This is a genomic window from Agromyces sp. Y558 (assembly GCF_059445415.1).
The window spans coordinates 1,855,257-1,880,166 of sequence record NZ_JCAIUH010000001.1; the positions used below are offsets into that span (position 1 = coordinate 1,855,257).

General features: G+C 69.1%; 25 protein-coding genes. 7 read left to right on the forward strand and 18 right to left on the reverse strand.

Features of this window, described 5'->3' with window-relative positions; all coding sequences use genetic code 11:
• Positions 1-56 precede the first annotated feature (56 nt).
• Genes AC1C2T_RS08745 through AC1C2T_RS08760 form a run of 4 tightly spaced genes read right to left on the reverse strand, consistent with a single transcriptional unit; the run spans position 57 to position 3,616 of the window.
• Positions 57-686 carry a response regulator gene (locus AC1C2T_RS08745; protein WP_495362178.1) on the reverse strand — a complete coding sequence of 210 codons (630 nt, stop codon included), beginning with the start codon at positions 684-686 and terminating at the stop codon, positions 57-59.
• Positions 679-1,926, reverse strand: a complete 1,248-nt coding sequence (locus AC1C2T_RS08750; RefSeq protein WP_495362179.1) for a sensor histidine kinase — start codon at positions 1,924-1,926, stop codon at positions 679-681. The genes AC1C2T_RS08745 and AC1C2T_RS08750 overlap by 8 nt, the downstream gene beginning before the upstream one ends.
• 2 nt (positions 1,927-1,928) lie before the next feature.
• On the reverse strand, positions 1,929-2,633 hold the full coding sequence (locus tag AC1C2T_RS08755) for an ABC transporter permease (protein WP_495362180.1): 705 nt from the start codon (positions 2,631-2,633) through the stop codon (positions 1,929-1,931).
• A gap of 56 nt (positions 2,634-2,689) precedes the next feature.
• Positions 2,690-3,616: an ABC transporter ATP-binding protein gene (locus AC1C2T_RS08760; RefSeq protein WP_495385008.1), complete on the reverse strand. Its 927-nt coding sequence runs from the start codon at positions 3,614-3,616 to the stop codon at positions 2,690-2,692.
• Between the two features lie 217 nt (positions 3,617-3,833).
• On the opposite strand from AC1C2T_RS08760, the gene AC1C2T_RS08765 reads away from it, so the two are divergent.
• The 4 genes from AC1C2T_RS08765 to AC1C2T_RS08780 all read left to right on the forward strand — a co-directional run bounded on the left by AC1C2T_RS08765 (position 3,834) and on the right by AC1C2T_RS08780 (position 6,295).
• The gene (locus AC1C2T_RS08765; RefSeq protein ID WP_495385009.1) at positions 3,834-4,223 is read left to right on the forward strand and encodes a hypothetical protein; all 390 of its coding nucleotides are present in this window, start codon (positions 3,834-3,836) and stop codon (positions 4,221-4,223) included.
• Positions 4,224-4,372: 149 nt separating this feature from the next.
• Entirely contained in the window at positions 4,373-5,419 is a 1,047-nt protein-coding gene (locus AC1C2T_RS08770) for a sensor histidine kinase (protein ID WP_495385010.1), read from the forward strand.
• On the forward strand, positions 5,416-6,033 hold the full coding sequence (locus AC1C2T_RS08775; protein ID WP_495362184.1) for a response regulator transcription factor: 618 nt from the start codon (positions 5,416-5,418) through the stop codon (positions 6,031-6,033). The genes AC1C2T_RS08770 and AC1C2T_RS08775 overlap by 4 nt, the downstream gene beginning before the upstream one ends.
• A 127-nt stretch (positions 6,034-6,160) precedes the next feature.
• Positions 6,161-6,295 (forward strand): hypothetical protein, encoded by a 135-nt coding sequence (locus AC1C2T_RS08780; RefSeq protein WP_495362185.1) that lies wholly within the window; start codon positions 6,161-6,163, stop codon positions 6,293-6,295.
• A gap of 193 nt (positions 6,296-6,488) precedes the next feature.
• Here AC1C2T_RS08780 and AC1C2T_RS08785 read toward each other — a convergent pair whose 3' ends face one another.
• Positions 6,489-7,490 carry an AraC family transcriptional regulator gene (locus tag AC1C2T_RS08785; protein ID WP_495385011.1) on the reverse strand — a complete coding sequence of 334 codons (1,002 nt, stop codon included), beginning with the start codon at positions 7,488-7,490 and terminating at the stop codon, positions 6,489-6,491.
• Between the two features lie 175 nt (positions 7,491-7,665).
• Here AC1C2T_RS08785 and AC1C2T_RS08790 point away from each other — a divergent pair, with 175 nt between their 5' ends.
• On the forward strand, positions 7,666-9,075 hold the full coding sequence (locus tag AC1C2T_RS08790; protein WP_495385012.1) for an FAD-binding oxidoreductase: 1,410 nt from the start codon (positions 7,666-7,668) through the stop codon (positions 9,073-9,075).
• 35 nt (positions 9,076-9,110) lie between these two features.
• Here AC1C2T_RS08790 and AC1C2T_RS08795 read toward each other — a convergent pair whose 3' ends face one another.
• Genes AC1C2T_RS08795 through AC1C2T_RS08810 form a run of 4 tightly spaced genes read right to left on the reverse strand, consistent with a single transcriptional unit; the run spans position 9,111 to position 11,639 of the window.
• A complete protein-coding gene (locus AC1C2T_RS08795) occupies positions 9,111-9,614 on the reverse strand; it encodes a MogA/MoaB family molybdenum cofactor biosynthesis protein (protein ID WP_495385013.1) in 504 nt (167 codons plus the stop codon).
• A complete protein-coding gene (gene moaC / locus AC1C2T_RS08800) occupies positions 9,611-10,087 on the reverse strand; it encodes a cyclic pyranopterin monophosphate synthase MoaC (protein WP_495385014.1) in 477 nt (158 codons plus the stop codon). The genes AC1C2T_RS08795 and moaC overlap by 4 nt, the downstream gene beginning before the upstream one ends.
• Positions 10,080-11,375 (reverse strand): molybdopterin molybdotransferase MoeA, encoded by a 1,296-nt coding sequence (locus AC1C2T_RS08805; protein ID WP_495385015.1) that lies wholly within the window; start codon positions 11,373-11,375, stop codon positions 10,080-10,082. Before AC1C2T_RS08805 ends, moaC begins: the two co-directional genes overlap by 8 nt.
• 15 nt (positions 11,376-11,390) lie before the next feature.
• Positions 11,391-11,639, reverse strand: coding sequence for a MoaD/ThiS family protein (locus AC1C2T_RS08810; RefSeq protein WP_495362191.1), 249 nt, complete (start codon positions 11,637-11,639; stop codon positions 11,391-11,393).
• A 141-nt stretch (positions 11,640-11,780) separates the two neighbouring features.
• Here AC1C2T_RS08810 and AC1C2T_RS08815 point away from each other — a divergent pair, with 141 nt between their 5' ends.
• Both AC1C2T_RS08815 and AC1C2T_RS08820 read left to right on the forward strand, forming a co-directional pair.
• Positions 11,781-12,959: a ThiF family adenylyltransferase gene (locus AC1C2T_RS08815; protein WP_495385016.1), complete on the forward strand. Its 1,179-nt coding sequence runs from the start codon at positions 11,781-11,783 to the stop codon at positions 12,957-12,959.
• Between the two features lie 52 nt (positions 12,960-13,011).
• The gene (locus AC1C2T_RS08820; RefSeq protein ID WP_495385017.1) at positions 13,012-13,425 is read left to right on the forward strand and encodes a molybdenum cofactor biosynthesis protein MoaE; all 414 of its coding nucleotides are present in this window, start codon (positions 13,012-13,014) and stop codon (positions 13,423-13,425) included.
• 87 nt (positions 13,426-13,512) lie between these two features.
• Here the strand turns inward: AC1C2T_RS08820 and moaA are convergent, their stop codons facing one another.
• The 9 genes from moaA to AC1C2T_RS08865 form a co-directional block, all read right to left on the reverse strand.
• Complete coding sequence (moaA, locus tag AC1C2T_RS08825) at positions 13,513-14,598, reverse strand: GTP 3',8-cyclase MoaA (RefSeq protein WP_495385018.1); 1,086 nt, start codon at positions 14,596-14,598, stop codon at positions 13,513-13,515.
• 41 nt (positions 14,599-14,639) lie between these two features.
• Positions 14,640-15,782 carry a sulfate/molybdate ABC transporter ATP-binding protein gene (locus AC1C2T_RS08830; protein ID WP_495385019.1) on the reverse strand — a complete coding sequence of 381 codons (1,143 nt, stop codon included), beginning with the start codon at positions 15,780-15,782 and terminating at the stop codon, positions 14,640-14,642.
• Positions 15,779-16,630 (reverse strand): ABC transporter permease, encoded by an 852-nt coding sequence (locus AC1C2T_RS08835; protein WP_495385020.1) that lies wholly within the window; start codon positions 16,628-16,630, stop codon positions 15,779-15,781. The genes AC1C2T_RS08830 and AC1C2T_RS08835 overlap by 4 nt, the downstream gene beginning before the upstream one ends.
• On the reverse strand, positions 16,627-17,478 hold the full coding sequence (gene modA / locus AC1C2T_RS08840; RefSeq protein ID WP_495385021.1) for a molybdate ABC transporter substrate-binding protein: 852 nt from the start codon (positions 17,476-17,478) through the stop codon (positions 16,627-16,629). The genes AC1C2T_RS08835 and modA overlap by 4 nt, the downstream gene beginning before the upstream one ends.
• The gene (locus AC1C2T_RS08845; protein WP_495385022.1) at positions 17,475-17,882 is read right to left on the reverse strand and encodes a TOBE domain-containing protein; all 408 of its coding nucleotides are present in this window, start codon (positions 17,880-17,882) and stop codon (positions 17,475-17,477) included. Before AC1C2T_RS08845 ends, modA begins: the two co-directional genes overlap by 4 nt.
• Before the next feature lie 78 nt (positions 17,883-17,960).
• Positions 17,961-18,719, reverse strand: coding sequence for a respiratory nitrate reductase subunit gamma (gene narI / locus AC1C2T_RS08850; RefSeq protein ID WP_495385023.1), 759 nt, complete (start codon positions 18,717-18,719; stop codon positions 17,961-17,963).
• Positions 18,716-19,435 (reverse strand): nitrate reductase molybdenum cofactor assembly chaperone, encoded by a 720-nt coding sequence (gene narJ, locus AC1C2T_RS08855; protein ID WP_495362200.1) that lies wholly within the window; start codon positions 19,433-19,435, stop codon positions 18,716-18,718. The genes narI and narJ overlap by 4 nt, the downstream gene beginning before the upstream one ends.
• Positions 19,432-21,093, reverse strand: a complete 1,662-nt coding sequence (gene narH / locus AC1C2T_RS08860) for a nitrate reductase subunit beta (protein ID WP_495385024.1) — start codon at positions 21,091-21,093, stop codon at positions 19,432-19,434. Before narH ends, narJ begins: the two co-directional genes overlap by 4 nt.
• Before the next feature lie 31 nt (positions 21,094-21,124).
• Positions 21,125-24,880, reverse strand: a complete 3,756-nt coding sequence (locus tag AC1C2T_RS08865; protein WP_495385025.1) for a nitrate reductase subunit alpha — start codon at positions 24,878-24,880, stop codon at positions 21,125-21,127.
• Positions 24,881-24,910: the final 30 nt, after the last annotated feature.

Consider the following 24,910-nt stretch of genomic DNA (forward strand, 5'->3'; position numbering starts at 1 on the left):
GAGGCCGTGGTCCTGGCCCTCCTGCCGATCATCGAGGCGGCGCTCGAGCCGACGCGTCAGGTGAGCAGGCCGCGCTGGAATCCGGTCGCGACCGCGGCGGCGCGATCGTTGACGCCGAGCTTGGTGTAGACGTGCAGCACGTGCGTCTTCACCGTCGCTTCGCTGATGAACAGGCGATTCGCGGCCTCTCGGTTGGTCATCCCGGCAGCGATCAGTCGGAGCACCTCGAGTTCTCGTTCGCTCAGCGGCGACTCCGGTGCCCGCACGCGGCCCATCAACCGAGTAGCCACCGAGGGCGACAGAACCGCCTCGCCGCGTGCGGCCGACTGGACGGCGCGCAGGAGGTCGTCGCTCGGAGCATCCTTCAGCAGGTACCCGGTGGCGCCCGCCTCGATCGCGGGCAGCACATCGCTGTCGGTGTCGTACGTGGTGAGCACGAGCACGCGTGCTGCGAGGCCGAGCTCACCGATTCGGCGGATGGCGCTGACGCCGTCCATGCGCGGCATGCGCAAGTCCATCAGGATCACATCGGGCTCGAGGGTGCGAGCGAGTTCGACGGCCTGCGCGCCGTCGGACGCCTCGGCGAGGACTTCGAATCTGTGATCGCCGGTGAACGTGCCACGAAGGCCGTCCCTGACGATGGGGTGGTCGTCGGCGATCAGTAGTCGAATGGGGCGCTCAATCACCGGGGTTCTCCTCTGAACTGGCTGGAACCCTCGGCAGGGCCGGGATGCTGGCCGAGATCGCGGTGCCGGCACCGGGCTCGGACTCGATCTCGACGGTGCCCGCGAGGCGATTCGCACGCTGGTGCATCGATGTCAGGCCGTAGCCTCCGCCGTCGCTGGCGCGCACCGGTTCGAAGCCGCCGCCGTCATCGCGTACGTCGAGTGTGATCAGGTCGTCCATGTACGACAGGGTGAGCCCGACACGGTTCGCGCCGGCGTGCTTGGCGACGTTCGACAGCGCCTCCTGCGCGATCCGGAGCAGGGTCACCTCGACCTCGGGATGGAGCGGGCGCGCGGTGCCCGTGGTCGAGACCTCGACCCGCACTCCGTTGAGATCGGCCCAGTCGGCGGCGACGGTCGAGATGGCCTCCGGCAGGTCCGCCGACTCCAGGTACCCCGGTGCGATCGCTGCGACCGATCGGCGCGCCTCGTCGAGGCTCTCCCTGGCCAGCCGCGTGGCGTTGTCGACGTGGCCGCGCCACACCCCGGGCGCGCCCGATTCGCTGGCCCGGACGGCTGCCTGGAGCTGCGTGACGATGCCCGCGAGACCCTGGGCGAGGGTGTCGTGGATCTCCCGTGCCATCCGCTGCCGCTCGTCGAGAGTGCCGGCTTCATGGGCCTGCGCCAAGAGCTGGGCGTGCAACCCGGCATTCTCCTGGATCGACTCCTCGAGCTGGGCCACCATGCGCTTCCGCTCGGCGCTGCGTTCGTTCGTGACATCGCCCAGGAAGCTGAACACCCCCACGAGCGCCACGATCGCGGCGATGAAGAACAGGTAGGTCAGGATGGCCGGTGGTGTCGGTTCCGGGAATCCGCCCATATAGGCCGTGATGCTGATCGCCGCGGTGACGGTCACCCCGACGAAGCGCCAGTTGCCGCGCAGGTAGTGCCAGGAGTGCAGGTACCCGGTGAACGCGAAGAAGCTCGCGAACCACGTGTCCTGGAGGCTGAGCAGCGCGATCAGCACGATGAGTCCGATGACGTACGTCGGCCCGGGGGTGCGGCGGACGCTCATCACCCACATCCATGTTGCTGCCGCGACGGCGAGACCGAGTGCGGCGAAACGGTCGCCCCAGTCCTGCGGTCCGGTGAGCACCGAGAGGGTCGTCGAGATCAGGAGCAACACATAGGGCACCGCGGCGATGAGCCGCTCGAGCTGCCGTTCGTGCCGCTCGAGCTGCTCGGGCGTCGCTGCCGTCATGATCACTCCCAGCGGAAGAACTTCGCCGCCGCGAGGCTGACGACGACTGCGTACACGGCCATGACGCCCATCAGCAGCGGATCGGGAGCGCCCCCGTTCCAGACGTCTTGGAGCGACTGCCGGAACGCACCCAACGGGGTGAACTCCCCGATCTTCACCACGATAGCGGGCATCTGCCCGACGGGCTGCATCAGCCCCGCGAGGAAGGCCATCGGGAAGTAGAGCAGCACCCCGATGCCGTTCGCCGCGCGGCCGCTCGGTGCGAGAGCGGCGATGAGCAGCCCGATTGCGAAGACGGATGCCGTGCCCAGCAGGAACACGACGCCGAAGCCGAGCACGCTCGCCGGAAGTTGCACGCCCAGCACGGTTCCCGCGACGGCGAGCAGCACCCCGCAACTGACGAGCGTCAGCATGAACTGCAGCAGCAACTGCACGACCAATAGGCTCCCCGGGCGCACCGGTGTGGTCGCGAGCCGGCGCAGGATGCCCTTCTCCCGATAGCTCGCGAGTGCGGTCGGCATGAGGTACAGGCCGACGAGGCCGATGGAGATGGCCAGTGTCATGGGCAGCAGCACGGTGTCGCCGGGCCCGGTCGAGCTGCCGAAGACGATGAGGATGAACACGGGGATGAGGAAGCTGAACATCGAACCCGGATCGCGCACGAGCAGCTTCGTCTCGACGACGGTGAGTTTGGCGGTGGCAGTCATTCGGGGGGCTCCTGGTGAATCGAATCGGGATCGTACGGCGGGCGTACCGGTCATGGTCACAGCCCGAGCGGGCGACCGGTCAGCGCGGTGAACGCGTCGTCGAGCGTGCGCTTGTCGATGCGCAGCTCGGAGACCACCGCCTGATTCCTGGCGAGCACGCCGGTGACGGCCGTGGCGAAGTCGCCCGTGCCCGCGACGGTCACCTGTCCGCCGTCGCGGCGCACCGCAGACACCCCGGGTACCGCTCGGAGCAGCTCGAACAGGAGGTCGGGATCGACGTCGCCGCCGGCCGCGACGGTGAAACGCATCTGGTGCTCGGCGCCGACGCCGTCGATCAGACCGGCCGGCGAGTCGATCGCGGCGATGGTGCCGTTGCTGAAGACGGCGACTCGATCGCAGAGCTCCTCGACCTCGTCCATGAAGTGACTGACCAGCACCACGGTCACGCCGGTGTCGCGGATCTGCTTGATCAGCTGCCACGTCGCGCGGCGGGCATGCGGGTCGAGCCCGGTGGTCAGCTCGTCGAGGAATGCCACGCGCGGGTTGCCCACGAGGGCCAGGGCGATGATGAGGCGCTGCTTCTGCCCGCCCGAGAGTTTGGCGAAGCGCACGTTGCGCTGTTCGGCAAGGCCCCACTCGGTGAGGAGTTCTCGCCAATCGCGCGGATTCGAGTAGAACGACGCGTAGAGGTCGAGGGCCTCCCACACCTTCAGGTTGTCGGGCATCGCGGTGTGCTGGAGTTGCACGCCGACCAGTTCACGCAGGGCGCGGCCGTCGCTGACCGGGTCCAATCCGAGCACGCGAACGGAGCCGCTGTCGGCGCGGCGCAGGCCCTCGATGATCTCGACCGTCGTGGTCTTGCCGGTGCCGTTGGGGCCGAGGATGCCGAAGATCTCACCCTCTTCGACGGAGAACGAGACTCGGTCGAGCACGGTGCGACCGGCGTAACTCTTGGTGAGTTCGGAGACTTCGATGATTGACATGTCTCGAGTCTCGCGAGGTGCGGGCAGGGTGCCATCGCCCATGCGGCCATGGCCGCGGGGTGAGCGGATGATCGACGAATCAACCGATCGGTTGATGACACTGCACCACCCGCGCTGGGACGACTTCGCCGAGCTGTGCGAGCGCTACGACCCGCGCGGGGATCAATCAACCGACACCTCGTGCCTTCCTGTCGGAAGTGCTGCGTAGGCTCACATCGTGGCCACCCTCGACGACCTGCGGCGCACCGCCGTCGCGCTGCTCGGTAGCGAGGAGCGCGCGACGACGGGCGGCGCCGCGTGGTTCGTTCGCGGCAAGCTGTACGCGTGGGAGTGCCATCCGTGGCCGAGCATCCCCGCCGACATACGCAAGATAGTCGCCGCCGAGCTCGTCGTCGGGGTGAAGGTCGCCGAGCGCCTGGACGCGCTCGCCCTCGTCGAAATGGCGCCCGACGTGTTCCTTCGCACCACAACCCGCTGGGGCGAGCCGAAGGTCGCATTCCGCATGGCCGACATCGACGAAGACCATCTCGCCGAGCTCATGACGGAAGCGTGGCGCGTGCAGGCTCCGAAGTACCTGCGGCGTGAGTTCGACGACGTCGGCTCGTAGAGGTTCCCTCATCGGGTGCTCGAACGTTCGGGCACGCGATGTGCCGGAGGTCGTATCGACCCATGGACGGCTTCGGGGTACCGTCCAGATGAGCGCCATGCGCGGAATGGCCATGGCCGAATGCCGGAGAACGGCAAGTGGGGAACGGTATGCGGATTGATGTGCCCAAGGTCTCCGGCGCGGTGATCGCCGAGTTGCATACGCGGCTGCTGCAGCGAGGAAGTGTGTTGGCGACCGCCGAGGTGCTCGATGGGGGGCTGGAGTATCAGGTCCAGTCGATCCTTGCGGAGACCTTCTCGCTGTTGGGCGGCGGCGGCGAGTCGCCGCCGGTCGCGGTCGAGTACAGCGACCTTGAGGTGTTGAGTGCGCACGGGCAGCGGACGGCCACGTTGGACATCGATCCGTCGGAGCCGCTGATGGCGGCAGAGGTGCTGTTCGGAGTGGCGTTGCCGCTCGTTGCAGATGCGGTCGCCGAAGCGGGGGGTCAGCGCCGGGATCTGGACGTCGCCCGGGCGTTGCATCATGCGATCTGGCGGCGGTTCCCGCCCGGCGCCATCGCCTACGTGGAGGTGCTTCGGGATCAGCTGCGGTCATCGGACCGTGAAGCGCGGCTGCGTCTCGCGCGTGAGCTGCACGATCGGATCGCCCACGGCATTGCGGCAGGCGTACAGCGGTTGGAGGCGGCCCAACTGCGTCGACCGGATGAGGAGGTCGCCACGGCGATCGGGATCCTTCGTGATGCGCTCTTGGACACTCAGGACATCGCCGTCGACCTCCGAGTACAGGTCGGGCACGGTGAACTGGCTGAAGCCCTCGAGGAATACGCCTACGCGACCGGTGGGCGTGGCACGCTGCCCGTCCACGTCACGCAGGTCGGCACGGTCAGGCCACTGAGCGACCTTGCCCGTGAGGAGCTGTTCACGATCGTCGCCGAGGCCACCCGTAACGCTCGCTCGCACGGACAGCAGGCAACCGCGGTGCAGGCGCGTCTGGCGTGGTCACCGGTCGAGTTGCAGGTCACGGTCACCGACGACGGACTCGGCTACGACGATGCCACTCGCGGGCCGACCTCACTCGGCCTGCGTGGAATGGCGGAGCGAGCCGGGGTGATCGGAGCGACGGTTGAGTTCCTCAACGCTCCAGGTGCTGCGGGCATCCGATTGACGTTGCCGTTCGTGGCGAGAGCTGCGACGTGACGGGCGCGGCATCCGTGACCGTGGTCATCGCGGATGACCACGAGCTCTTCCGGGAAGGGCTGCGGGCGATGCTCTCCGCCGCCGATGGGGTACAGGTGGTCGGTGAGGCTGCCACGCACGATCAAGCGTACGAACAGGCGATCGCTACGCGACCCGACGTGCTGCTGCTCGATGTCGAAATGCCCGGCATTCCGGTGCTGTCGACGATCAGCCGGGTTCGAGCTGAGGCGCCGGAGACGCGGATCCTCATCGTCACGATGCACCGCGACCGAGTCCTCGCGAATCACCTGCGGGCGGCCGGCGCGGCCGGGTTCGTATCCAAGTCGGCTCCGGCCAGCGAGTTGGTCGACGCGATCCATTCCGCGATCGACGTCTTCGACGCCGCTCACCGGCCAGAGCTCGTCGTCTCGATCCTGTCTCTGCGCGAAAAGGACGTGATGAGGCTGATCGGTCAAGGGATGTCCAACGAGCAGATCGGTCGATCGTTGTCGATCTCAGTCGGCACGGTCAAACGCCACAACACCAACATCTTCACCAAGCTCGGAGCGAGCTCTCGCACCGACGCCGTGGGGAAGGCGTCACGGCTCGGTGAGATCGAATCACCGGGGTCATGAGCGAGCAGCCGTCCGATCCGCTCTCGCGTTCGGGCAGGCGGAATGTCGCGAAGGTCGTATCGACGCGCCGACTGACCCGACGTACGTTACCCGTATCCCGACCGCCAGCGACCTGAGATGAGACGACGTGAACCCGTACGACGCTGCCTTGCCCGACCGCGAGATGCCGCGCGTTGATCCGACCGCGATCAGCATGCCACCACACACCTCGATCGATATCACCGCTTACCTTCCGGCAGCCGACAGCGAACCGACCGCATGAACCACGCCAACGAACGACCGGCGCTGGTGCTCACGGACGAGGGGCGGCATGGGGTGCGAGGTGGCCGGAGTGGCGCTCGTCTGGCACCTGCTCACACAGCCCCGGTTCTGACCCGCCGTTGATGCACCCGGCCGAGCAGTAGACGATCCCTCACCGGATCGAACTCTCGGGTCCGCGTAGCGTCACGGCATCGTCATCCCGGCTCCCGTCGATCTCTCGTCACGGGTACTGAGCCCCCGCGCCGCCAGATGCCCGGAGCCCGGCCGACCTGTCGCTTGAAGGCCCGGTTGAACGCGGACTCGGACTGGTAGCCGACGGCGGCCGCCACCTGGGACACATTGAGGGAGCCGCCCGTCAGCAGGCCGGCGGCGACCTGCAGCCGCCACCGGGCAAGGTAGGTCATCGGGGGTACGCCCACGAACGAGGTGAACCGTTCAGCGAATACTGAGCGTGACATCCTGATCTCGCCTGCCAGTCGCTCCAGGCTCCAGGGCTCGGCGAACCGGCCGTGGATGAGGCGGAGTGATGCGCCGACCTCGGGGTCACGGAGTCCGGCCACCCAGCTGCGCGCCTCTCGTGGCAGCCCGCCGATGTGTGCTCGGAGTGCTTCCACGAACATCAGTTCCGACAGTTTGGCCAGCATCGCCTCCTGCCCTGCGTCGCGCCCGGCGCTGGCCTCGATGGCGGCGTCCAACAGGCCGGTCATCCATCGCCAGCTCCGCTCGGACACGGGCGCATGGACCATCCGCGGGAGTGATTCGAGCAACGGGTTGAACGGCCGTTCGTCGCATGCCAGGTAGCCGCACACGATCCGGCACCGGTCGACCGTGCTGTCGCCGTTGAGGTTGATGACGAACGGCAGCGCTTCGGACACCGGACGATAGTAGAGCGGGAGGTCGGGCTGTCCCCGCATCCCTGGCGCTGACGCGAGGATGTTCGCTTCGCCAGCGGGAAAGATCACCATGTCGCCCGCCTGCAGCAACACGGCCGGCTCGGGCTCGTCGACTGCTTCCACCCAGCAGGAGCCGGACGTCAGCACGTGGAAGGCGATGATGTGCTCGGAGTCCACCGCGATCTTCGCTGCGATCGCCTCAGTCGGTGGGCTCTGCAACACGAACGGCGATCGTGCGTCGATGTCGAAGAAGACGGCCCCACTGAGGCGTACGGCGAGGAGGACGTCGGACAGGACATCCATGCGGTGCCTCCGGACGTTCAGGCAACGCGGCCGGACTCACGGCCACGATCGATGTTGCCGCCGGACGAACGGGCAAGAAGTCCGGCGCTGCGGGCGTTCCGATCCGTGGACCGACGCTCCTAGTGTGAAAGTCCAATTCTCCCACAAGGGTGATGTGCCCGGAAGGAACCGGAAGATGAGCACAGTGAAAATCGGCGTGACGACTGGACTCGAGAGCCTGCGCGAACGGTTGCGGGGCACGCTCGTCGAGCGCACCGACCCCGGATTCGACGATGCCAGAGCGGTCTACAACGGCGCGATCGATCGCCGCCCGTTGGCCGTCGTTCGGGTCGCCGATATCGGAGACGTGATCGCGTGTGTGGACGTCGCACGCGAACACCGGATCCCACTCGCCGTGCGCGGTGGCGGCCACCACGGCGCCGGGTTCGCGGTCTGGGACGACGCCCTGGTGATCGACTTCTCGGGGTTGAAGTCGACCAACGTCGACCCTGCGGCACGAACGGTGCGAGTCGATGCCGGCTGCACCTGGGGTGACGTGGACCATGCGACCGGCGCGTTCGGGCTGGCAACACCGTCGGGCTTCGTCTCCACGACAGGCGTCGCGGGGCTGACCCTCGGCGGCGGCACGGGCTATCTCACCCGACACTTCGGGCTCACCATCGACAACCTGCGCTCCGTCGATGTGGTGCTCGCCGACGGCGGGTTCGTCACCGCGAGCGAAGACGACCATGCGGATCTGTTCTGGGGGCTGCGTGGCGGTGGCGGCAATTTCGGTGTGGCCACATCGTTCACGTTCCGGTGCCACCCCGTCGGCGAGGACGGAGTGATCATCGGTGGCCCAGTGCTCTATGACATCGCCGACGCCGAGGAGGTGTTCCGGTGGTACCGGGATCTGCTCCCCGCCCTGCCGGACGATCTCAACGGCTGGATCGGCGTGCTGGAGGTCCCATCGGCGGCGCCGTTCCCCGAGGAGCTGTGGGGCCGGAAGGTCTGCGGGATCGTGTGGTGCTATTCCGGGCCGCACGACGACGGAGCCGAAGACCTGTTGGCCCAGCTGCGGGAGTTCGGTTCACCCCTGCTGGTGGGCGTTCAACCGATGCCGTACCCGACGCTCCAGAGCGCGTTCGACGGCCTGCTGCCGGCTGGACTGCAGTGGTACTGGAAGGCTGACGTCTTCGAGGAGATCACGGATGAGGCCATCGACATGCATCGGGCGTACGGCGAGACCATCCCCACGCCGTCGTCGACGATGCACCTCTACCCGATCAGCGGGGCGGCGGCCCGGGTGCCGGTGGACGCCACCGCATTCGCATTCCGCAGCGGCGGGTGGAACGGGGTGATCGCCGGCATCGACCCTGATCCCGCCAATCTTGCCACCGTGACGGACTGGGCCCAGCGCTACTGGGCGGATCTCCACCCCACCTCGGTCGGCGGGGGGTACGTCAACATGATGATGGACGAAGGGCAGGAGCGCGTGCGTGCAGCGTACCGAGGAAACTACGACCGGCTCGTCGAGCTCAAACGGCGCTACGACCCGCACAATCTCTTCCGGATCAATCAGAACATCGATCCTCGAGTCGATTGAGACGACGGCCGACCCAGCTCGACGGCGCGTCGAGCTCAGCCCGCAGCTGGGTGGTCGCCGCCGGCGAGTTGATCGAGCACGTGCTCGAGCACCTCGCCGAGCACCGCGAGCCCGTCGCGCACGCCACCGGCGGAGCCCGGCAGGTTGACGACGAACGTCGAGCCGGCCGCGCCCGCGAGACCGCGCGAGAGCAGCGCGGTGGGCGTCGTCGCGGCGCCGCGACGACGCAGTTCCTCCATGAAGCCCGGCACCTCGCGATCGATCACGGTCGCGGTGGCCTCGGGGGTGACATCGCTCGGCGAGAGCCCGGTACCACCCGTCGTGACGATCACGGAGGGCGAAGCAGCGACGGCGTCGCGCAGCGCCGTGCGCACGGCCTCCCCGTCGGCGACGACCGCGGGCGGCGCGACGTCGAAGCCGCGCTCGGCGAACCACGCCGCGATGACGGGGCCGGTTCGATCGGTGTAGACACCGGTGGCCGCACGGGTCGAGGCGACGATGACGACGGCGGTGCGCGGCATCCGCTCGGCCTCGGTCATTCGCGCGACCAGTCGCCGCTCTTGCCGCCCGCCTTCGCGAGCACCATCACGTCGGTCATGACCGCCCGGTTGTCGACGGCCTTGATCATGTCGTAGAGCGTCAGCGCGGCGACGGTCGCGGCGGTCAGCGCCTCCATCTCGACTCCGGTGACGCCCTTCGTGGTGACTGTCGCGACGACGCGAACACGGTCGCCCGCGGGCGTGATGTCGACGTCGAGCTTCGTGAGCGGCAGCGGGTGGCAGAGGGGAATGAGCGCCGAGGTCTGCTTCGCCGCCATGATGCCGGCGATGCGCGCGGTGCCGATGGCCTCGCCCTTCGGCAGTGTGCCATCGCTGATGGCGGCGACGACGTCGGCGCGAGTGACGAGCACCGCCTGCGCGCTCGCGGTGCGCCGCGTCACCGCCTTGTCGGTCACGTCGACCATGTGCGCGGAGCCGTCACCGCGCAAGTGGGTGAGCCGTGGTTCAGTCATCGATCCTCCAGACGTCGACGTGGGCGCCGGCCGGCATGGCGGCGACTCCCACGGGAAGGTGCACGAGCACGGTGGCGTTCGCGTAGGCGTGCAGCAGGTGCGAGCTCGGCGCGCCGACCTCGACGTCGCCATTGCCGTCGATGACGCCGCGCCGCACCTGGTGGCGGCCGAGCGGTGAGGTCACGTCGTGTGCGAGCCGCACTCGGGCGCGGGCTCGATCGGGGGCGAGGCCCGCGAAGGCGCGGAGCACGGGTCGCAGGAACAACTCGAACGAGACGAGGGCGCTCACCGGGTTGCCGGGGAACGACACGACGGGCACGGCCAACGGATCGCCGTCACGGCCGAGCACTCGTGCGAGTCCCACGCCCTGCGGGCCTCCGGGCTGCAGGGCGACCTTGGCGAACTCCACCCCGAGAGGCGCGAGCGCATCGCGCACGACTTCGAACGCACCGGCGCTCACTCCGCCGGTGGTCACCACCAGGTCGACGAGTCCAGCGGATGCCTCGACCGCCGCCAGGACGGCGCTCGCCTCATCAGGGGCGAGCGATTCGTGCACGCTCGCCCCGCTCTCGCGCAGCGCGGCCGCGAGCATGGCGGTGTTCGAGTCGTGGATCTGCCCGGACGCGAGCGGCTCACCTGGGCGGCGGAGCTCGTGACCGGTCGAGATGAGCAGCACCGCGACGGGCCGGCGCACCTTCACCCGGGTGATCCCGGCGGCGGCGAGCGCGCCGAGCTGGGCGGGCCCGAGCCGCATGCCAGTGGCAAGGAGTCGTTCACCGCGCGCGACGTCGGAGCCGGCATCGCGCACGAACGTGCCGGGTTCGACCGGCCGGGCGAAGGCGACGGTGGTGCCGGGCCCGGCGTCGCGGCGACCGCCAGCAAGCCCTTGGAACCGGGGTGGGTCCGCGGCTTCGATCGGCACGACCGCATCGGCACCGTCGGGTATCGGTGCACCCGTCATGACCGGGCCTGCGGTGCCCGGCACGTGAGTGCGTACCGGGTCGCCTGCGGCCACCGTCGTTCCGACGGGCAGCGAAACGGGTGCGTCGGAACGGGCGCCGGCGAGGTCGGCCGAGCGAACGGCGTACCCGTCCATCTGCGAATTGGCGAACGCCGGAAGGTCGGTGGGGGAGTCGACGTCGACGGCGAGCACCCTGCCGAGCGCATCCGTTCCCTGTCGCCCCGACAGGATCGAGACCTCCTCGAACCCGGCGGGCTCATCGAGCCTCGCCTTCAGCGGCTCCAGGAGCTCGCGAACGACGCGTTGATGCTCAGCGAACGTGCGCATCCGACCCCTTCGGTCTCAGCCGCCCGCGAAGGGCGGCAGGATGTCGACCTGTGCGGCGAGCGGATGGGTGGGGTCGCGTCGCACGGTGCCGTCGACGAGGAACGAGCCGGACTTCAGCACTTGGGCCATCGGCTCGCCGTAGCGGTCGACCAGCAGCTCACGAAGCGAGCCGAGTGTCGCTGCATCGCCCAATTCGAGGTGCTCCTCGTCGAGACCGGCCGCTTCGGCGGCGGCGGCGAAGTACCGCACGGTCACGAGGGTCATGCCCACGATGCTACCCCGCCCGGTCGGGGCGGTGAGGGGATCGCGCAGACGATCGGGCGGTCGACCGGGCGGTCGAGCGGGCGGTCGAGCGGGCGGTCGTTCGGGGGCCCGTTCCGGGCGGTGCTGCGTACAATGACGTCCATGCAACCGCCGACGCTGCCGCAGGCCGGCACGCGACCCGGCCCGCTCGTCGAGCCGGGCCCGCCGCTCGTGCCCGAGCGCATCGCGCGGTTCAGCCGTCAGCTCATGCTGCCCGGCTTCGGCGAGCTCGCCCAGCGTCGGCTCGCCGCCGCGCGCGTGCTCGTGGTCGGCGCAGGCGGCCTCGGCAGCGCCCTCGTGCCCTCCCTCGCCGGTGCCGGCGTCGGCACCATCGGCATCGTCGACGACGACCTCGTCGAGCTCTCGAACTTGCACCGGCAGACGAGCCACGGCGTTGCCGACGTCGGCCGGGCGAAGGTCGACTCGCTCGCCGACACCGTGGCTGCGATCGATCCCGAGTGCCGAGTGGTGCGGCACCGCACCCGGCTCACCTCGGCGAACATCCGCGACATCCTCACGGGATACGACCTCGTGGTCGACGGCAGCGACAACTTCCCGACCCGGTACCTCACGAACGATGCCGCCTCGCTCGCGGGCGTGCCGCTCGTCTGGGGTGCGATCCTCCGCTACCACGGCCAGGTCGGCGTCGCATGGCACGCGCACGGCCCCGGCTATCGCGACCTCTTCCCCGTGCCGCCCTCGCCCGACGAGGTGCTGTCGTGCGAGCTCGGCGGCGTGCTGCCGAGCCTGTGCGCGACCATCGGCGGCCTCATGGCCACCGAGATCGTGAAGATCATCACGGGAGTCGGCGAGCCATTGCTCGGCCGGGTGACGACGGTCGACACGTTGACGGGCCGGTCTCGCGAGATCGCTTACGAGTCGATCGCCGACGCCCCCGAGATCACGAGCCTCATCGACTACGAGGCGTTCTGCGGCACCATCCCCACCGAGGGGCGGTCGACGGCGATCCAGGCGGTGTCCGCCGCCGAGCTCCTGCAGCGTCTCCGCGACGGCGCGCCGATCACGCTGATCGACGTGCGGGAGCCGGCCGAGGCCGAGCTCGGCCGGATCCGCGACAGCGTGCTCGTGCCGCTCGCCGCGCTCGCCGGCGGCGCCGGCCCCGAACCCGGGTCCCGGCCGGTCGTCGTGTACTGCGAACGGGACCTGCGCTCGCGGCGCGCGGCGCGAATACTCAGCGACCGCGGGCACTCCGACGTGGTCTACCTCGCGGGCGGCATCGTGACGTTCGCGGCGGTCGCCGACGACCTCGTGCAGCGCTGAGCACGGGGCATCCGCTCACCATCGACCACCACACGCGAGAGACGAGACGCGCATGACCGAACTCCTGGCCGTCATCACGGCGGAGCCGATCGACGAAGGCGCCGTGCGGGCCGCCGTCGAGAGCGATTCGAGCGGTGCCGTCGTCATGTTCTGCGGGGTGGTGCGCGACCACGACGGCGGCCGCAGTGTGCAGGCGCTCGACTATCGGGGCCACCCCGACGCCGAGCGCTTCCTCGCCGACTGCGTGCGTCGCATCGCCGACGAGACCGGGCTCGTCGTGGCAGCGGCGCACCGCGTGGGCGAGCTGCGCATCGGCGACGTGGCACTCTTCGCCGCGGCATCCGCTGCCCACCGGGCCGAGGCCTTCGACGCCTGCGAGCGCCTCGTGGAGCTCATCAAGCACGAGGTGCCGATCTGGAAGCGACAGCACTTCACCGACGGTGTCTCGGAGTGGGTCGGCCTCTGACCTCGCGACTCGATCTCGGGTGAGCTGTACTGACGCGCGCGCCGGGCGTGGTGTTCGGCCCGGCCCAGCTGAGGCCCCGCACGCGCCTCAGCCGCCGATGTACGACATCTCGATCTTCGGCAGGGCCGCGCGCAGCTCTGGCGTGAGGCTCGACCGCACCTCGGAATAGCGATCCGAGCGGGCGCTCCAGATCGCGCCCATGGCCGACGCGATCCCGTCGTCGTCGATGCCGCCGCGCAGCAGCGCCCGCAGATCGTGCCCTTCCGAGGCGAACAGGCACGTGTAGAGCCGCCCTTCGGTCGAGATCCGGGCGCGATTGCAGGTGCCGCAGAACGCCTGCGTGACGCTCGAGATGACGCCGATCTCACCGCCGCCGTCGCGGTAACGCCAGCGCGCGGCCGTCTCGCCGGGCGCCCGCGCGCCGACCGGCTCGAGGGGCAGCTCGCGGTCGATCGTCTCGACGATCTCGGACGACGGCACGACTTCGTCGAGGCTCCAGCCGTTGGAGTTGCCGACGTCCATGTACTCGATGAAGCGCAGGCTGTACGGGGTGTCCTTGAAGTGCCGGGCCATCGGCAGCACCTCGTGATCGTTCAGCCCGCGCTTGACGACCATGTTGACCTTGATCGGGCCGAGTCCGGCCTCGTGCGCGACGCGCAGGCCGTCGAGCACGCGTGCGACCGGGAACTTCACATCGTTCATCGCCTGGAACACGGCGTCGTCGAGCGAGTCGACGGAGACCGTCACCCGGGTCAGGCCCGCCGCTTTCAACGAGGCCGCCTTCACGGCAAGTGCGGCGCCGTTCGTGGTCAGGGCGATCTCGAGCGGGCGGCCGTCGGGCGTGCGCAGTTCGGCCAGACTCGCGACGAGGTCTTCGAGGCCGCGCCGCAGCAGCGGTTCGCCGCCGGTGAGCCTCAGCTTCTCGACGCCGTGCGCCGCCGCCACTCGAGCGAGCCTGGTGATCTCTTCGAAGCTCAGCAGCTCGTCACGGTCGAGGAAGGCGTAGTCGCGGCCGAACACGGTCTTCGGCATGCAGTACACGCAGCGGAAGTTGCACCGGTCGGTGACGGAGATCCGCAGATCGCGCATCGGGCGATCGAGCTGGTCGGCGAGACGGCCGGTGGCAGGCAGGCGGCGCACGACCGAGCGCGCGTCTGAGGGCACGGTCTTCACAGCTCACCCCCTCGTCTGGCGTCAACGCTAACACCGAGGGGTCAGCCGACCGCCCTCACCGAGACATCCGACGCGGCGATGGTGAACGTGAGCCGGGTTTCGGCGGCGAGCCCCAATGCGACCGCCGCCGCCGACGGGACATCGACGACGAGTCCGGGATGCTCCGTGATCACGATGCGCACCCCGCCGGGCGCGCTCTGCAGCGACGAGACGGTTCCGACCCAGCGGTTCGGCACCGGGTCGACGGATGCCGCTGGCTGCCGTTCATCCGTGGGAGTTGCGTGCACGGCCCCCGGGCTGAACACCGCCGAAGCTTTGCCTCCCGGGTCGACGCTGCCGGTGGCGGCGTGGAGGACGAGTCGCGCGCCACGCGGTCCGGTCACCTCGACCGAGCCGTCGGCGGTGCCGATGCCCGTGGCGAGGTTGACGCCGGCGAGGGCGGCTGCGAACGGCGTTGCCGGGTGGCCGAGCACCTCGGCGGTCGGCCCCTCCGCCACGATTCGGCCCGACTGCAGGATCGCGGCTCGATCGGCGAGCATGATCGCATCGAGCGGGTCGTGCGTGACGAGGAGCGTCGGGATCGGCCGATCGCCGGGCTGTTCGGCGATGACGCTGCGCATCTCGGCGGCGGTCTGCACGTCGAGCGAGGCGAACGGTTCGTCGAGGAGCAACGCGTCGGGGCGCGAGGCGAGCGCCCGGGCGATCGCGACACGCTGCTGCTGACCGCCGGAGAGCTCCCGCGGTCGGCGGCGGGCGAACTCGGCGAGACCGAACCGGTCGAGCATGCCGAGGGCGCTGCGACGTGCGTCGGCGGCCGGCGCGCCTGTCGCCCGCGGGCCGAATGCGATGTTCTCGAGGGCAGTGAGGTGGGGGAAGAGCAACGCCTCCTGGCCGAGCAGTGCGACCCTCCGGCGCTCGATCGGAAGCGAATCGACCTTGCCGTCGCTTCGTCGTGCAACGAGGGTGCGACCGCCGAGCCGCACCGTTCCCGCGGTCGGCGCGAGATGCCCGGCGATGATCGCGAGCAGCGTCGACTTGCCCGAGCCGTTCGGGCCGAGCACCGCGAGCGTCTCGCCCGCCCCGACGCCGAGCGCGACGTCGATCGTGAAGTCGCCGCGGCCGGCGACGACCTCGACGGCGAGCGTGCTTGCCGCGGCCATGCGCTGCGCGGGCGGCGTGCTCACTGCGTGGCATCCTCTCGCCAGGCCCGCATCGAGAGCAGCACGGCGACCGCCACCAGAATGAGCATGAGCGACAGGGCGATCGCCGTGTCTTCGCCGACGCCTGCGCCATTGAAGGCGGTGTAGATCGCGAGCGGCATCGTGCGGGTGACTCCGGCCGCGTTCCCCGCGAACAGCGCCGTCGCGCCGAACTCGCCGAGTGCGCGCGCGAAGCACAGCACGGTGCCGGCGAGCAGCCCCGGACCGACGAGCGGCAAGGTGACGCGACGGAACACCGTGAAGCGGCCGGCGCCGAGGCCCGCGGCGACCGCCTCGTACCGGGTCCCGAAGCTGCGCAGTGCCCCCTCGACCGAGATCACGAGGAACGGCAGGGCGACGAAGGTCTGTGCGATCACGACCGCCGCGGTCGTGAACGGGATACGCAGGCCCAGCAGGGCGAGCGAGTCGCCCAGCATCCCGTTGCGGCCGAGGAGCGCGAGCAGGGCGATGCCGCCGACGAGCGGCGGCAGCACGAGGGGGAGCGTGGTCAGGGTGCGCAGCACCGCGCCGAGGGCCGGGGCGCTGCGGGCGATGACGACCGCGAGCGGCACACCGAGCATGACGCAGCAGAGGGTGGCGATCGTCGCGGTCATGAGCGAGAGCGACAGAGCCTCGAGCGCTGCGGGGGAGCCCATCGCGGCCGGGACGTTCGCCCAGTCGAGTTGTACGAGGAGCGCCGCGATGGGCAGCACGAGCACCGCGCCGCCGAGTGCGGCGGGCGCGACGAGCCAGATGGGAAGGCGCGTTGCGCCGCGGCCGGGGCCGAAGCGCTCGGAGCCGCCGCGGTGCGATGTCTGGAGAAGAGTCGTCACGGCGTCCCGAAGCCGAACGAGGCGAGCACCTCGACGCCCTCGGCCGAGCGCACGAAGGCGATGAAGGCCACAGCAGCCTCGGGGTTCGCCGCCCCCGTGAGCGCGGCGATCGGGTACACGTTGGTCGCGGCATCCGCACCTTCGATCTCGACCCCTGCGACCCCCGCGACCTCGTCGCCCGCGGCCAGCACATCGGTGACGTAGACGAGCCCGGCGTCAGCCTCGCCGGCGCGCACCTTCGTGAGCACGGCGGTGACGTTCTGCTCCTCGCTCGCGGGCACCAGGTCGACGCCGGCCCGCTCGAGGAGGGTGACCGCCGCGTTACCGCACGGCACCTCGGGAGCGCAGACGACGACGATCGGCGCGGCGCCGTTCGCCGTCGCATCTGCCAGGTCGTCGAGACGATCGATGCCGAGCGGATTGCCCGGTGGCACCGCGATCTCGAGCACGTTGGTGGCGAAGGTCTCGGCTTCGCCCTCGACGAGACCTTCGGCAACGACCCTGTCGAGGTTCTTCTCGTCGGCAGAGGCGAACACGTCGGCCGGTGCACCCTCGATGAGCTGGGTGGCGAGCACCGAGGAGCCGTCGTAGCTGATGGGCGCGACCTCGAGGCTCGGATGCAGCTGCTCGAACCGCGTGGCGAGCTCATCGAAGGCGCCGCCGAGCGATGCGGCGGCGAAGATGGTGAGTTCCCCTTCGAGCTCGGTCGCTGGCGCAGTCTCTGGCTGCGCGGATGCCCCGGGGGCACCGTCGGAGACGACGCAACCGGTGAGCGCGAGCACGAGGGCGGCGGTGGCAGCCGCGGCGGCTGTCACGGTCGCTGCTGCCGAGCGGGCGCGACGTGTCATTCGACGGGGTCCTTGTCGGTCTCGATCGCGACCATGGTCGCCTTGACCACCGCGACGCCCCGGGAGCCGACGTCGAGGGCGAGTTCGCGTGCCGCTTCGGCCGACATCAGCGAGACGACCCGGTGCGGGCCGCATTGCAGCTCGACCTGTGCCATCAGGCCGTCGATCTCGACCCGGGTGACGAGACCGACGAAGCGATTGCGGGCGCTGCGCTGCACCTGGCTGCGGTCGGCGGGTGCCGTCGCGATCAAGACCGCCCGGGCAGCGAGCTCGGCGCCCGGCACGACCTGACGGCCTGACGCGTCTCTGCTCGCAGTCAGGAGGCCGTCGTTCACCCATCGGCGCACGGTGTCGTCGCTGACGCCGACGAGCGAGGCAGCTTCGCTGATCCGATAATGCGTCACGAAATCGACGTTAGATCCGCAGCTGCGGAATTGCAAGCAAGATGCGCGACCAGCTGCCGCTCAACGACCAGCTGCCGTTCAGAGCCGGGTGAGCTTCTCGGGGTCGGGCTGCTCCACTGGCTCCCATCCGCGGCGGGTGGGCCGATTCGGCCGCTGCGCATCGCGCGAACGGTAGACGATGTAGGGGCGGAAGAGATACCCGACCGGTGCGGAGAAGACGTGAACGAGCCGGGTGAACGGCCAGAGGGCGAAGAGCAGGGTCGCGGCGACCACATGGAGCTGGAACGAGAGCGGCACGTCGGCCATGAGTTCGGGCTGCGGTTGCAGGCCGATCAGGCTGCGGATCCACGGCCCGATCGTGCCGCGGTACTCGTAACCGGGCCCGAGCAACTGGTGCAGCACGGTCGCGGCCGTGCCGAACGCGATCGTGGCGCCCAGGAAGACGTACATGACCTTGTCCATCGTGGTCGTCGCGAGGAACACCGGGCCGACCGTGCGGCGTCGGTAGATGAGGATCACGAGTCCCGCGATCGTGAGCACCGCGGCAGCAGTGCCCAGCGTGGTCGCACCGATGTGGTACATGTGCTCGTCGATGCCGATGGCGTAGAGCCATTCGCGCGGGATGATGAGGCCGACGAAGTGTCCGGCGATGACGAAGAGGATGCCGAGGTGGAACATCGGCGACCCCCAGCGCAGCAGCCGGTTCTCGTACACCTGGCTCGACCTCGTGGTCCAGCCGAACTTGTCGTAGCGGTACCGCCAGACGTGGCCGACGACGAACACGGCGAACGCGGCGTAGGGCAGCGCCACCCACAGCACGATCTCGAATGCATTCATGTGCGGACCTCCTCCGGCGGGCCCCCGGCCGGGGTGAACGGCGGCAGATTGCCGAGGAACGAAAGTCCGACCGTCTCGGTCGGGGGCCCCTCATCGATCAGCGCGAGGACGCGTTCGCGGGTCGCGTCGTCGATCTCGGGAAGCGAGCGGCACACGGCGCGAACGACCGCAGCGTACGGGCTGTCGAGTCGTTCGAGCGCGGTGCGGAGCACCTCGAGTCCTTCACGATGCGATGCGATCAGCTCGGATGCCACGGGCGAGTCGCTGCGCGCCGCGAGTTCGAGCACGGCCGGCAGGAAATCGGGCAGCTCGTCGGCATCGAACTCCCACCCCGCTGCCCGGTACGCCTCGAGGAACGCGACGAGCGCAGTGCCCCGCCGCCTGGTGTCGCCGGCCGTGTAGTAGCTGAGGTAGAGGCAGCACTTGCGTTTGACGTCGAACGTCGCCACATACTGCGCTTCGAGTTCGGTCTGCGGCGTGGCGCGCGCATGGTCGAGGAAGATGGCGAACTCGCCGGCGATGGGCCGGGGCAGCGAAGCGACGGCTGCGCCGATCGGGCCGAGCCGTGCGGCGAAGCCGGGTCCTGGATAGTCGAGGAGGAGCGAGGCCGCCATCTGCGACGCATTCCGCTGATCGCGCGTGAGCGTCAGGGATTTCGTCGGCCGCGGCATCCGATTCAGGGTGATCTGCATCGGCAGGCGCAGTCGTGTGCTCATTGCTCACCCTCGCCTTCGCCCTTGCCCTTGCCTTTCGGTGGAAACAGCCCACCCGCTGATCCGTTTCCGTCCCAGTTCAAGAGGTTCACCCGGCCCGGCGTCGAGGGGCGGTCGGCGGTCTGCCGGTTCTTCAGTGCATGGAAGTTCTCGACCGCGACCGGCACCTGCTCGCCGCTGGACGACCCGAAGGGCCCGGCACCGCCCATGCCGGGGCCGCCGTCGTAGTCGAGCGAGCAGGCGAGCTCGTCGAGCTCGCGCGCCTGCTCGGTGTGGGCGGCCGGGATGACGTAGCGCTCCTCGTACTTCGCGATCGCGAGCAGCCGGTACATCTCCTCGAGCGTTTCACCGGTCATGCCCACGGCATCGGCGATGCGCTCGTCTTTGCCCTCGCCGAGGTTGATGCCCCGCATGTACGAGCGCATCGCGGCGAGCTTGCGCAGCGACGCCTCGACGGGCCGCGTATCGCCCGCGGTGAAGAGCCCGGCGAGGTACTCGAGGGGGATGCGCAGCTTGGAGATCGCGGCGAACAGGGTCTTCGCGTCTTCTCCGTCGCTGCCCGAGGAGGCGACCACGTCGACGACGGGAGACAGCGGGGGGATGTACCAGACCATCGGCATCGTGCGGTACTCGGGATGCAGCGGCAACGCCACCTTGTACTCGCTGATGAGGCGCCGGATGGGGCTGCGCTGGGCCGCGTCGATCCAGTCCTCGGGAATGCCCTCGGCGCGCGCGGCTTCGATGACGGCCGGGTCGTGGGGGTCGAGGAAGACGTCGCGCTGGGCGTCGAGCAGCGCGTGCTCGTTCTCGACGCTCGCGGCGGCCGCCACCTTGTCGGCGTCGTAGAGCACGAGGCCGAGGTAGCGCAGGCGCCCGACGCAGGTCTCGGAGCACACGGTCGGCAGGCCGACCTCGAGCCGCGGGTAGCAGAGAGTGCACTTCTCGGCCTTGCCGGTCTTGTGGTTGAAGTACACCTTCTTGTACGGGCATCCTGAGACGCACATGCGCCACCCGCGGCACTGGTCTTGGTCGACGAGCACGATGCCGTCTTCCTCGCGCTTGTACATCGCCCCGGAGGGGCAGGATGCCACGCACGAGGGGTTCAGACAGTGCTCGCAGATGCGCGGGAGGTAGAACATGAAGGTGTCCGAGAACTCCGCTGCGACGTGCTCGGACATGTGCTGGAGGATGGGGTCCTGCGCCATGGTCTCGCCTGAGCCGCCGAGGTCGTCGTCCCAGTTCGCCGACCAGGAGATCTTCATGTCTTCACCGGTGAGCAGGCTCTTCGGCTTGGCGACCGGGGTGTGCTCGCCCGCCGGGGCGTTCAGCAGCATGTCGTAGTCGTAGGTCCACGGTTCGTAGTAGTCGTGGATCTCAGGCAGTTTCGGGTTCGAGAAGATCGTCGCGAGCTTCTTCAATCGCCCGCCGCTCCTGAGCTTCAGGCGCCCGCGCTTCGTGCGCACCCAGCCGCCGCCCCACTTCTCCTGGTCTTCGTACCCGCGCGGATACCCGACTCCGGGCCGCGTCTCGACATTGTTGAACCAGACGTACTCGACCCCCGAGCGGTTCGTCCAGGCCTGCTTGCACGTGACCGAGCAGGTGTGGCATCCGATGCACTTGTCGAGGTTCATCACCATCGACATCTGAGCCATGACCTTCATCTGATCGCCCCCATCATCAGTACTCGACACATCAGTACACGACCTCCTGGTTGCGACGGCGTATCACGGTGACCTCGTCCCGCTGGTTGCCGGTCGGCCCCAGATAGTTGAAGGCGAAGGAGAGCTGCGCGTAGCCGCCGATGAGGTGGCTCGGTTTCAGGAGCACCCTGGTGAGTGAATTGTGGATGCCGCCGCGCTGGCCGCTCGTCTCGGTGCGCGGCACATCGACCGTTCGATCCTTCGCGTGGTACATGTACACGGTTCCCTCCGGCATGCGGTGAGAGACGATCGCACGCGCGACGACGACGCCGTTGCGGTTGTACGACTCGATCCACTCGTTGTCGCGCACGCCGATCTTCGCTGCGTCCTGTGGACTCATCCAGATCGTCGGGCCGCCTCGTGAGAGCGAGAGCATGAAGAGGTTGTCCTGATATTCGGAGTGGATCGACCACTTCGAGTGCGGGGTGAGGTAGCGCACGGCGACCTCGGCATGACCGGCGGCCGCGGGGTCGCCGCTCGGCTTCGTCGAACCGACCGGTGGCGAATCTCCGAACAGTCGCGCCAGGTCGAGCGGCGGCCGGTAGATCGGCAGGTTCTCGCCGAGCTCGGCCATCCAATCGTGATCGAGGAAGAAGTGCTGGCGGCCGGTGAGCGTGTGCCACGGCTTCAGATGTTCCACATTGATCGTGAAGGCGGTGTAGCGGCGTCCGCCGTGCTCCGAACCCGACCATTCGGGGCTCGTGATGACCGAGACGGGGCGGGCCTGTACGTCGGCGAAGCGGATCCGCGTGCCCTCGTGGTCGAGGGAGAGCTGCGCGATCTGCTGTCCGGTCTTCTGCTCGAGTTGGCGGAAGCCCTGCACCGAGAGTCGTCCGTTGGTGGTGCCCGAGAGGGCGAGTATCGCTTCGCAGGCCTTCACGTCGGTGTCGAGCAGCGGCTGCCCCGCCCCGGCGCCCGCCCGGGCGACGCCGTTCAGGCGCCCGAGCTCGGCGACCTCGGGTGTCGGATCGAAGACGATGCCCTTCGTCGTCATGCCGGCTTTCACAGCGAGCGGGCCGAGGGTCGCCATCTTGTCGGCGATCGCCGTGTAGTCGCGCTCGACGACGATGAGCTTCGGCATCGTCACGCCCGGCACGAGCGGCAGATCGTGCTCGACCGTGCCGTGCGGGGTCGCCATCGCGTCGGGGGTGTCGTGCATGAGGGGTGCGGCGACGAGGTCTTCACGGGTGCCGAGGTGCGTCGCCGCGTACTCGGAGAAGCGTCCCGCGATGAGGTGGAAGATCTCGAAGTCGGTCTTCGTCTGCCAGGGTGGGGCGATCGCCGGGTTGAACGAGTGCACGAAGGGGTGCATGTCGGTCGACGAGAGATCGTACTTCTCGTACCAGGTCGCCGCCGGCAGCACGACGTCGGAGAAGAGCGTGGTCGACGTCATCCTGAAATCGGTCGTCACGAGCAGGTCGAGCTTGCCCGCTGGGGCGTCATCGCGCCAGTCGATCGTCTTCGGCCTGCGGTCTTCGGATGCCTCGGCAGCGCGCACCGCCGAATCCGTGCCGAGCAGGTGCTTCAAGAAATATTCGTTGCCCTTGCCCGAGGAGCCGAGGATGTTCGCCCGCCACACGTTCAGCACCCTCGGGAAGTTCTCCGGGGCGTCGGGGTCTTCGCACGCGTACCGTAGCGAGCCGTCGTTCAGGCTGTCGACGACGTACTGGGCAGGTTCCTTGCCGGCGGCTCGGGCGTCGTCGACGAGGTCGAGCGGGTTGCGATCGAAGGTCGGGTAGCTCGGCATCCAGCCGCGCTTGGCCGACTCGACGAGGCAGTCCGCGGTGGTGCGACCCTCGAAGAGGCCCGCGGCGAGCGGGGAGGCGAGCTGATCGGCCGGCAGGCCGTCGTAGCGCCACTGGTCGGTGGCGAGGTACCAGAATGCGGTGCCGATCATGGCGCGGCCAGGGCGCGACCAGTCGGAACCGGTGGCGTACTGGGTGTATCCCGTGACGGGGCGCACCTTCTCCTGGCCGACGTAGTGCGCCCAGCCGCCGCCGTTCACGCCCTGGCACCCGGTCATGGTGGTCAGGGCGAGGAAGGTGCGATAGATCGTGTCGGAGTGGAACCAGTGGTTGGTTCCCGCGCCCATGAGGATCATCGAGCGGCCGTCCGAGCGTTCGGCGTTGTCGGCGAACTCGCGCCCGATGCGTTCCGCCTTCTCTGCCGGCACTCCCGTGATCTCCTCTTGCCAGGCCGGAGTGCCGGGTGTCGACGCATCGTCGTATCCGGTCGGCCAGACCCCCGGGAGCCCTTCGCGGCCGACCCCGTACTGGGCGAGCAGCAGGTCGAACACGGTCGTCACAGTGCGCCCGGCGACGCTCGCGACGGGCACGCCGCGGCGCACGATGCCGGATCCGCCCTCCTGTTCGGCGCCCGGCTCGGGCGCAACGTCGAAGCGCGGCAGGTCGACTGCCGCCGTTCCGCCCGTCCAGCCGGTGCCGTCCATGATCGAGAGCTTCGGGTCGACCCCTTCGAGATCGAGGTTCCACTTGCCCTGATCGGATGTCCCGAAGCGATGCCCGAGCGAACCGTTCGGCACGACCGGTTCGCCGTCGCCTCCCATCAGCACCGTCTTGAACTGCGGATTGTCGACGTCGGCCGCCGCCCCGCCGAGGTCGGACGCGGTCAGGAACTTGCCCGGCACGAAGCCGTCGCCGCGCGGCTGGAGGCTCACGAGGTACGGAGCATCCGCATAGCTCTTCAGGTACTGCTCGAAGCGTTCGGTGCGCCGCTCGACGAGGAACTCGCGCAAGATCACGTGACCCATCGCGAGCGCGAGTGCGCCGTCGGTGCCGGGGTGCGGGGCCAGCCACTCGTCAGCGAACTTCGTGTTGTCGGCGTAGTCGGGCGAGACCGTCACGACCTTCTGGCCGCGGTAGCGCGCCTCGGTCATGAAATGGGCGTCGGGGGTGCGGGTGACCGGCACGTTCGAGCCCCACATCATGAGGTACGTGGAGTTCCACCAGTCGGCCGACTCGGGAACGTCGGTCTGGTCGCCGAACACCTGTGGGCTCGCGACCGGCAGGTCGGCGTACCAATCGTAGAACGACTGCATGGTGCCGCCGATGAGGTTGATGAACCGGGATCCGGCGCCGTGGGAGACCATCGACATCGCGGGGATCGGCGAGAAGCCCGCGACCCGGTCGGGGCCGTGCACCTTGATCGTGTGCACGTGGGCGGCCGCGATGATCTCGAGCACTTCGTCCCACGAGGCCCGCACGAGTCCGCCCTTGCCGCGGGCGCGCTTGTAGCTGCGGGATGCCGCGTCGTCGGCCATGAGCGACTCCCACGCGAGCACGGGGTCGCCGCCGACCCGTTCCTTCGCCGCGCGGTAGAGGCCGAGCAGTGTCCCGCGCACGTACGGGTAGCGCACCCGGGTCGGGGAGTACGTGTACCAGCTGAAGGCGGCACCCCTGGGGCATCCGCGGGGCTCGTACTCCGGAGAGTCGGGCCCGACCGAGGGGTAGTCGGTCTCTTGGGTCTCCCACGTGATGATTCCGTCCTTCACGTAGACCTTCCACGAGCACGAACCCGTGCAGTTGACACCGTGGGTCGAACGCACGACCTTGTCGTGCGACCAGCGGTCGCGGTAGAAGATGTCGCCCTGGCGCCCTCCCTCGAGGGTGACCGTGCGGAGGTCGGGCGAGACCTCGCCAGGCCGGAGGAACCGGCCGAATTTCACGAGGGCGTCGGCGAGCGGGCCATCGGTGGCGGGTTCGACTGCAGGGCTGGGCGTTCGGCTCATCGAAGCCTCCTCGTTTCAGCTGGTGCTTCG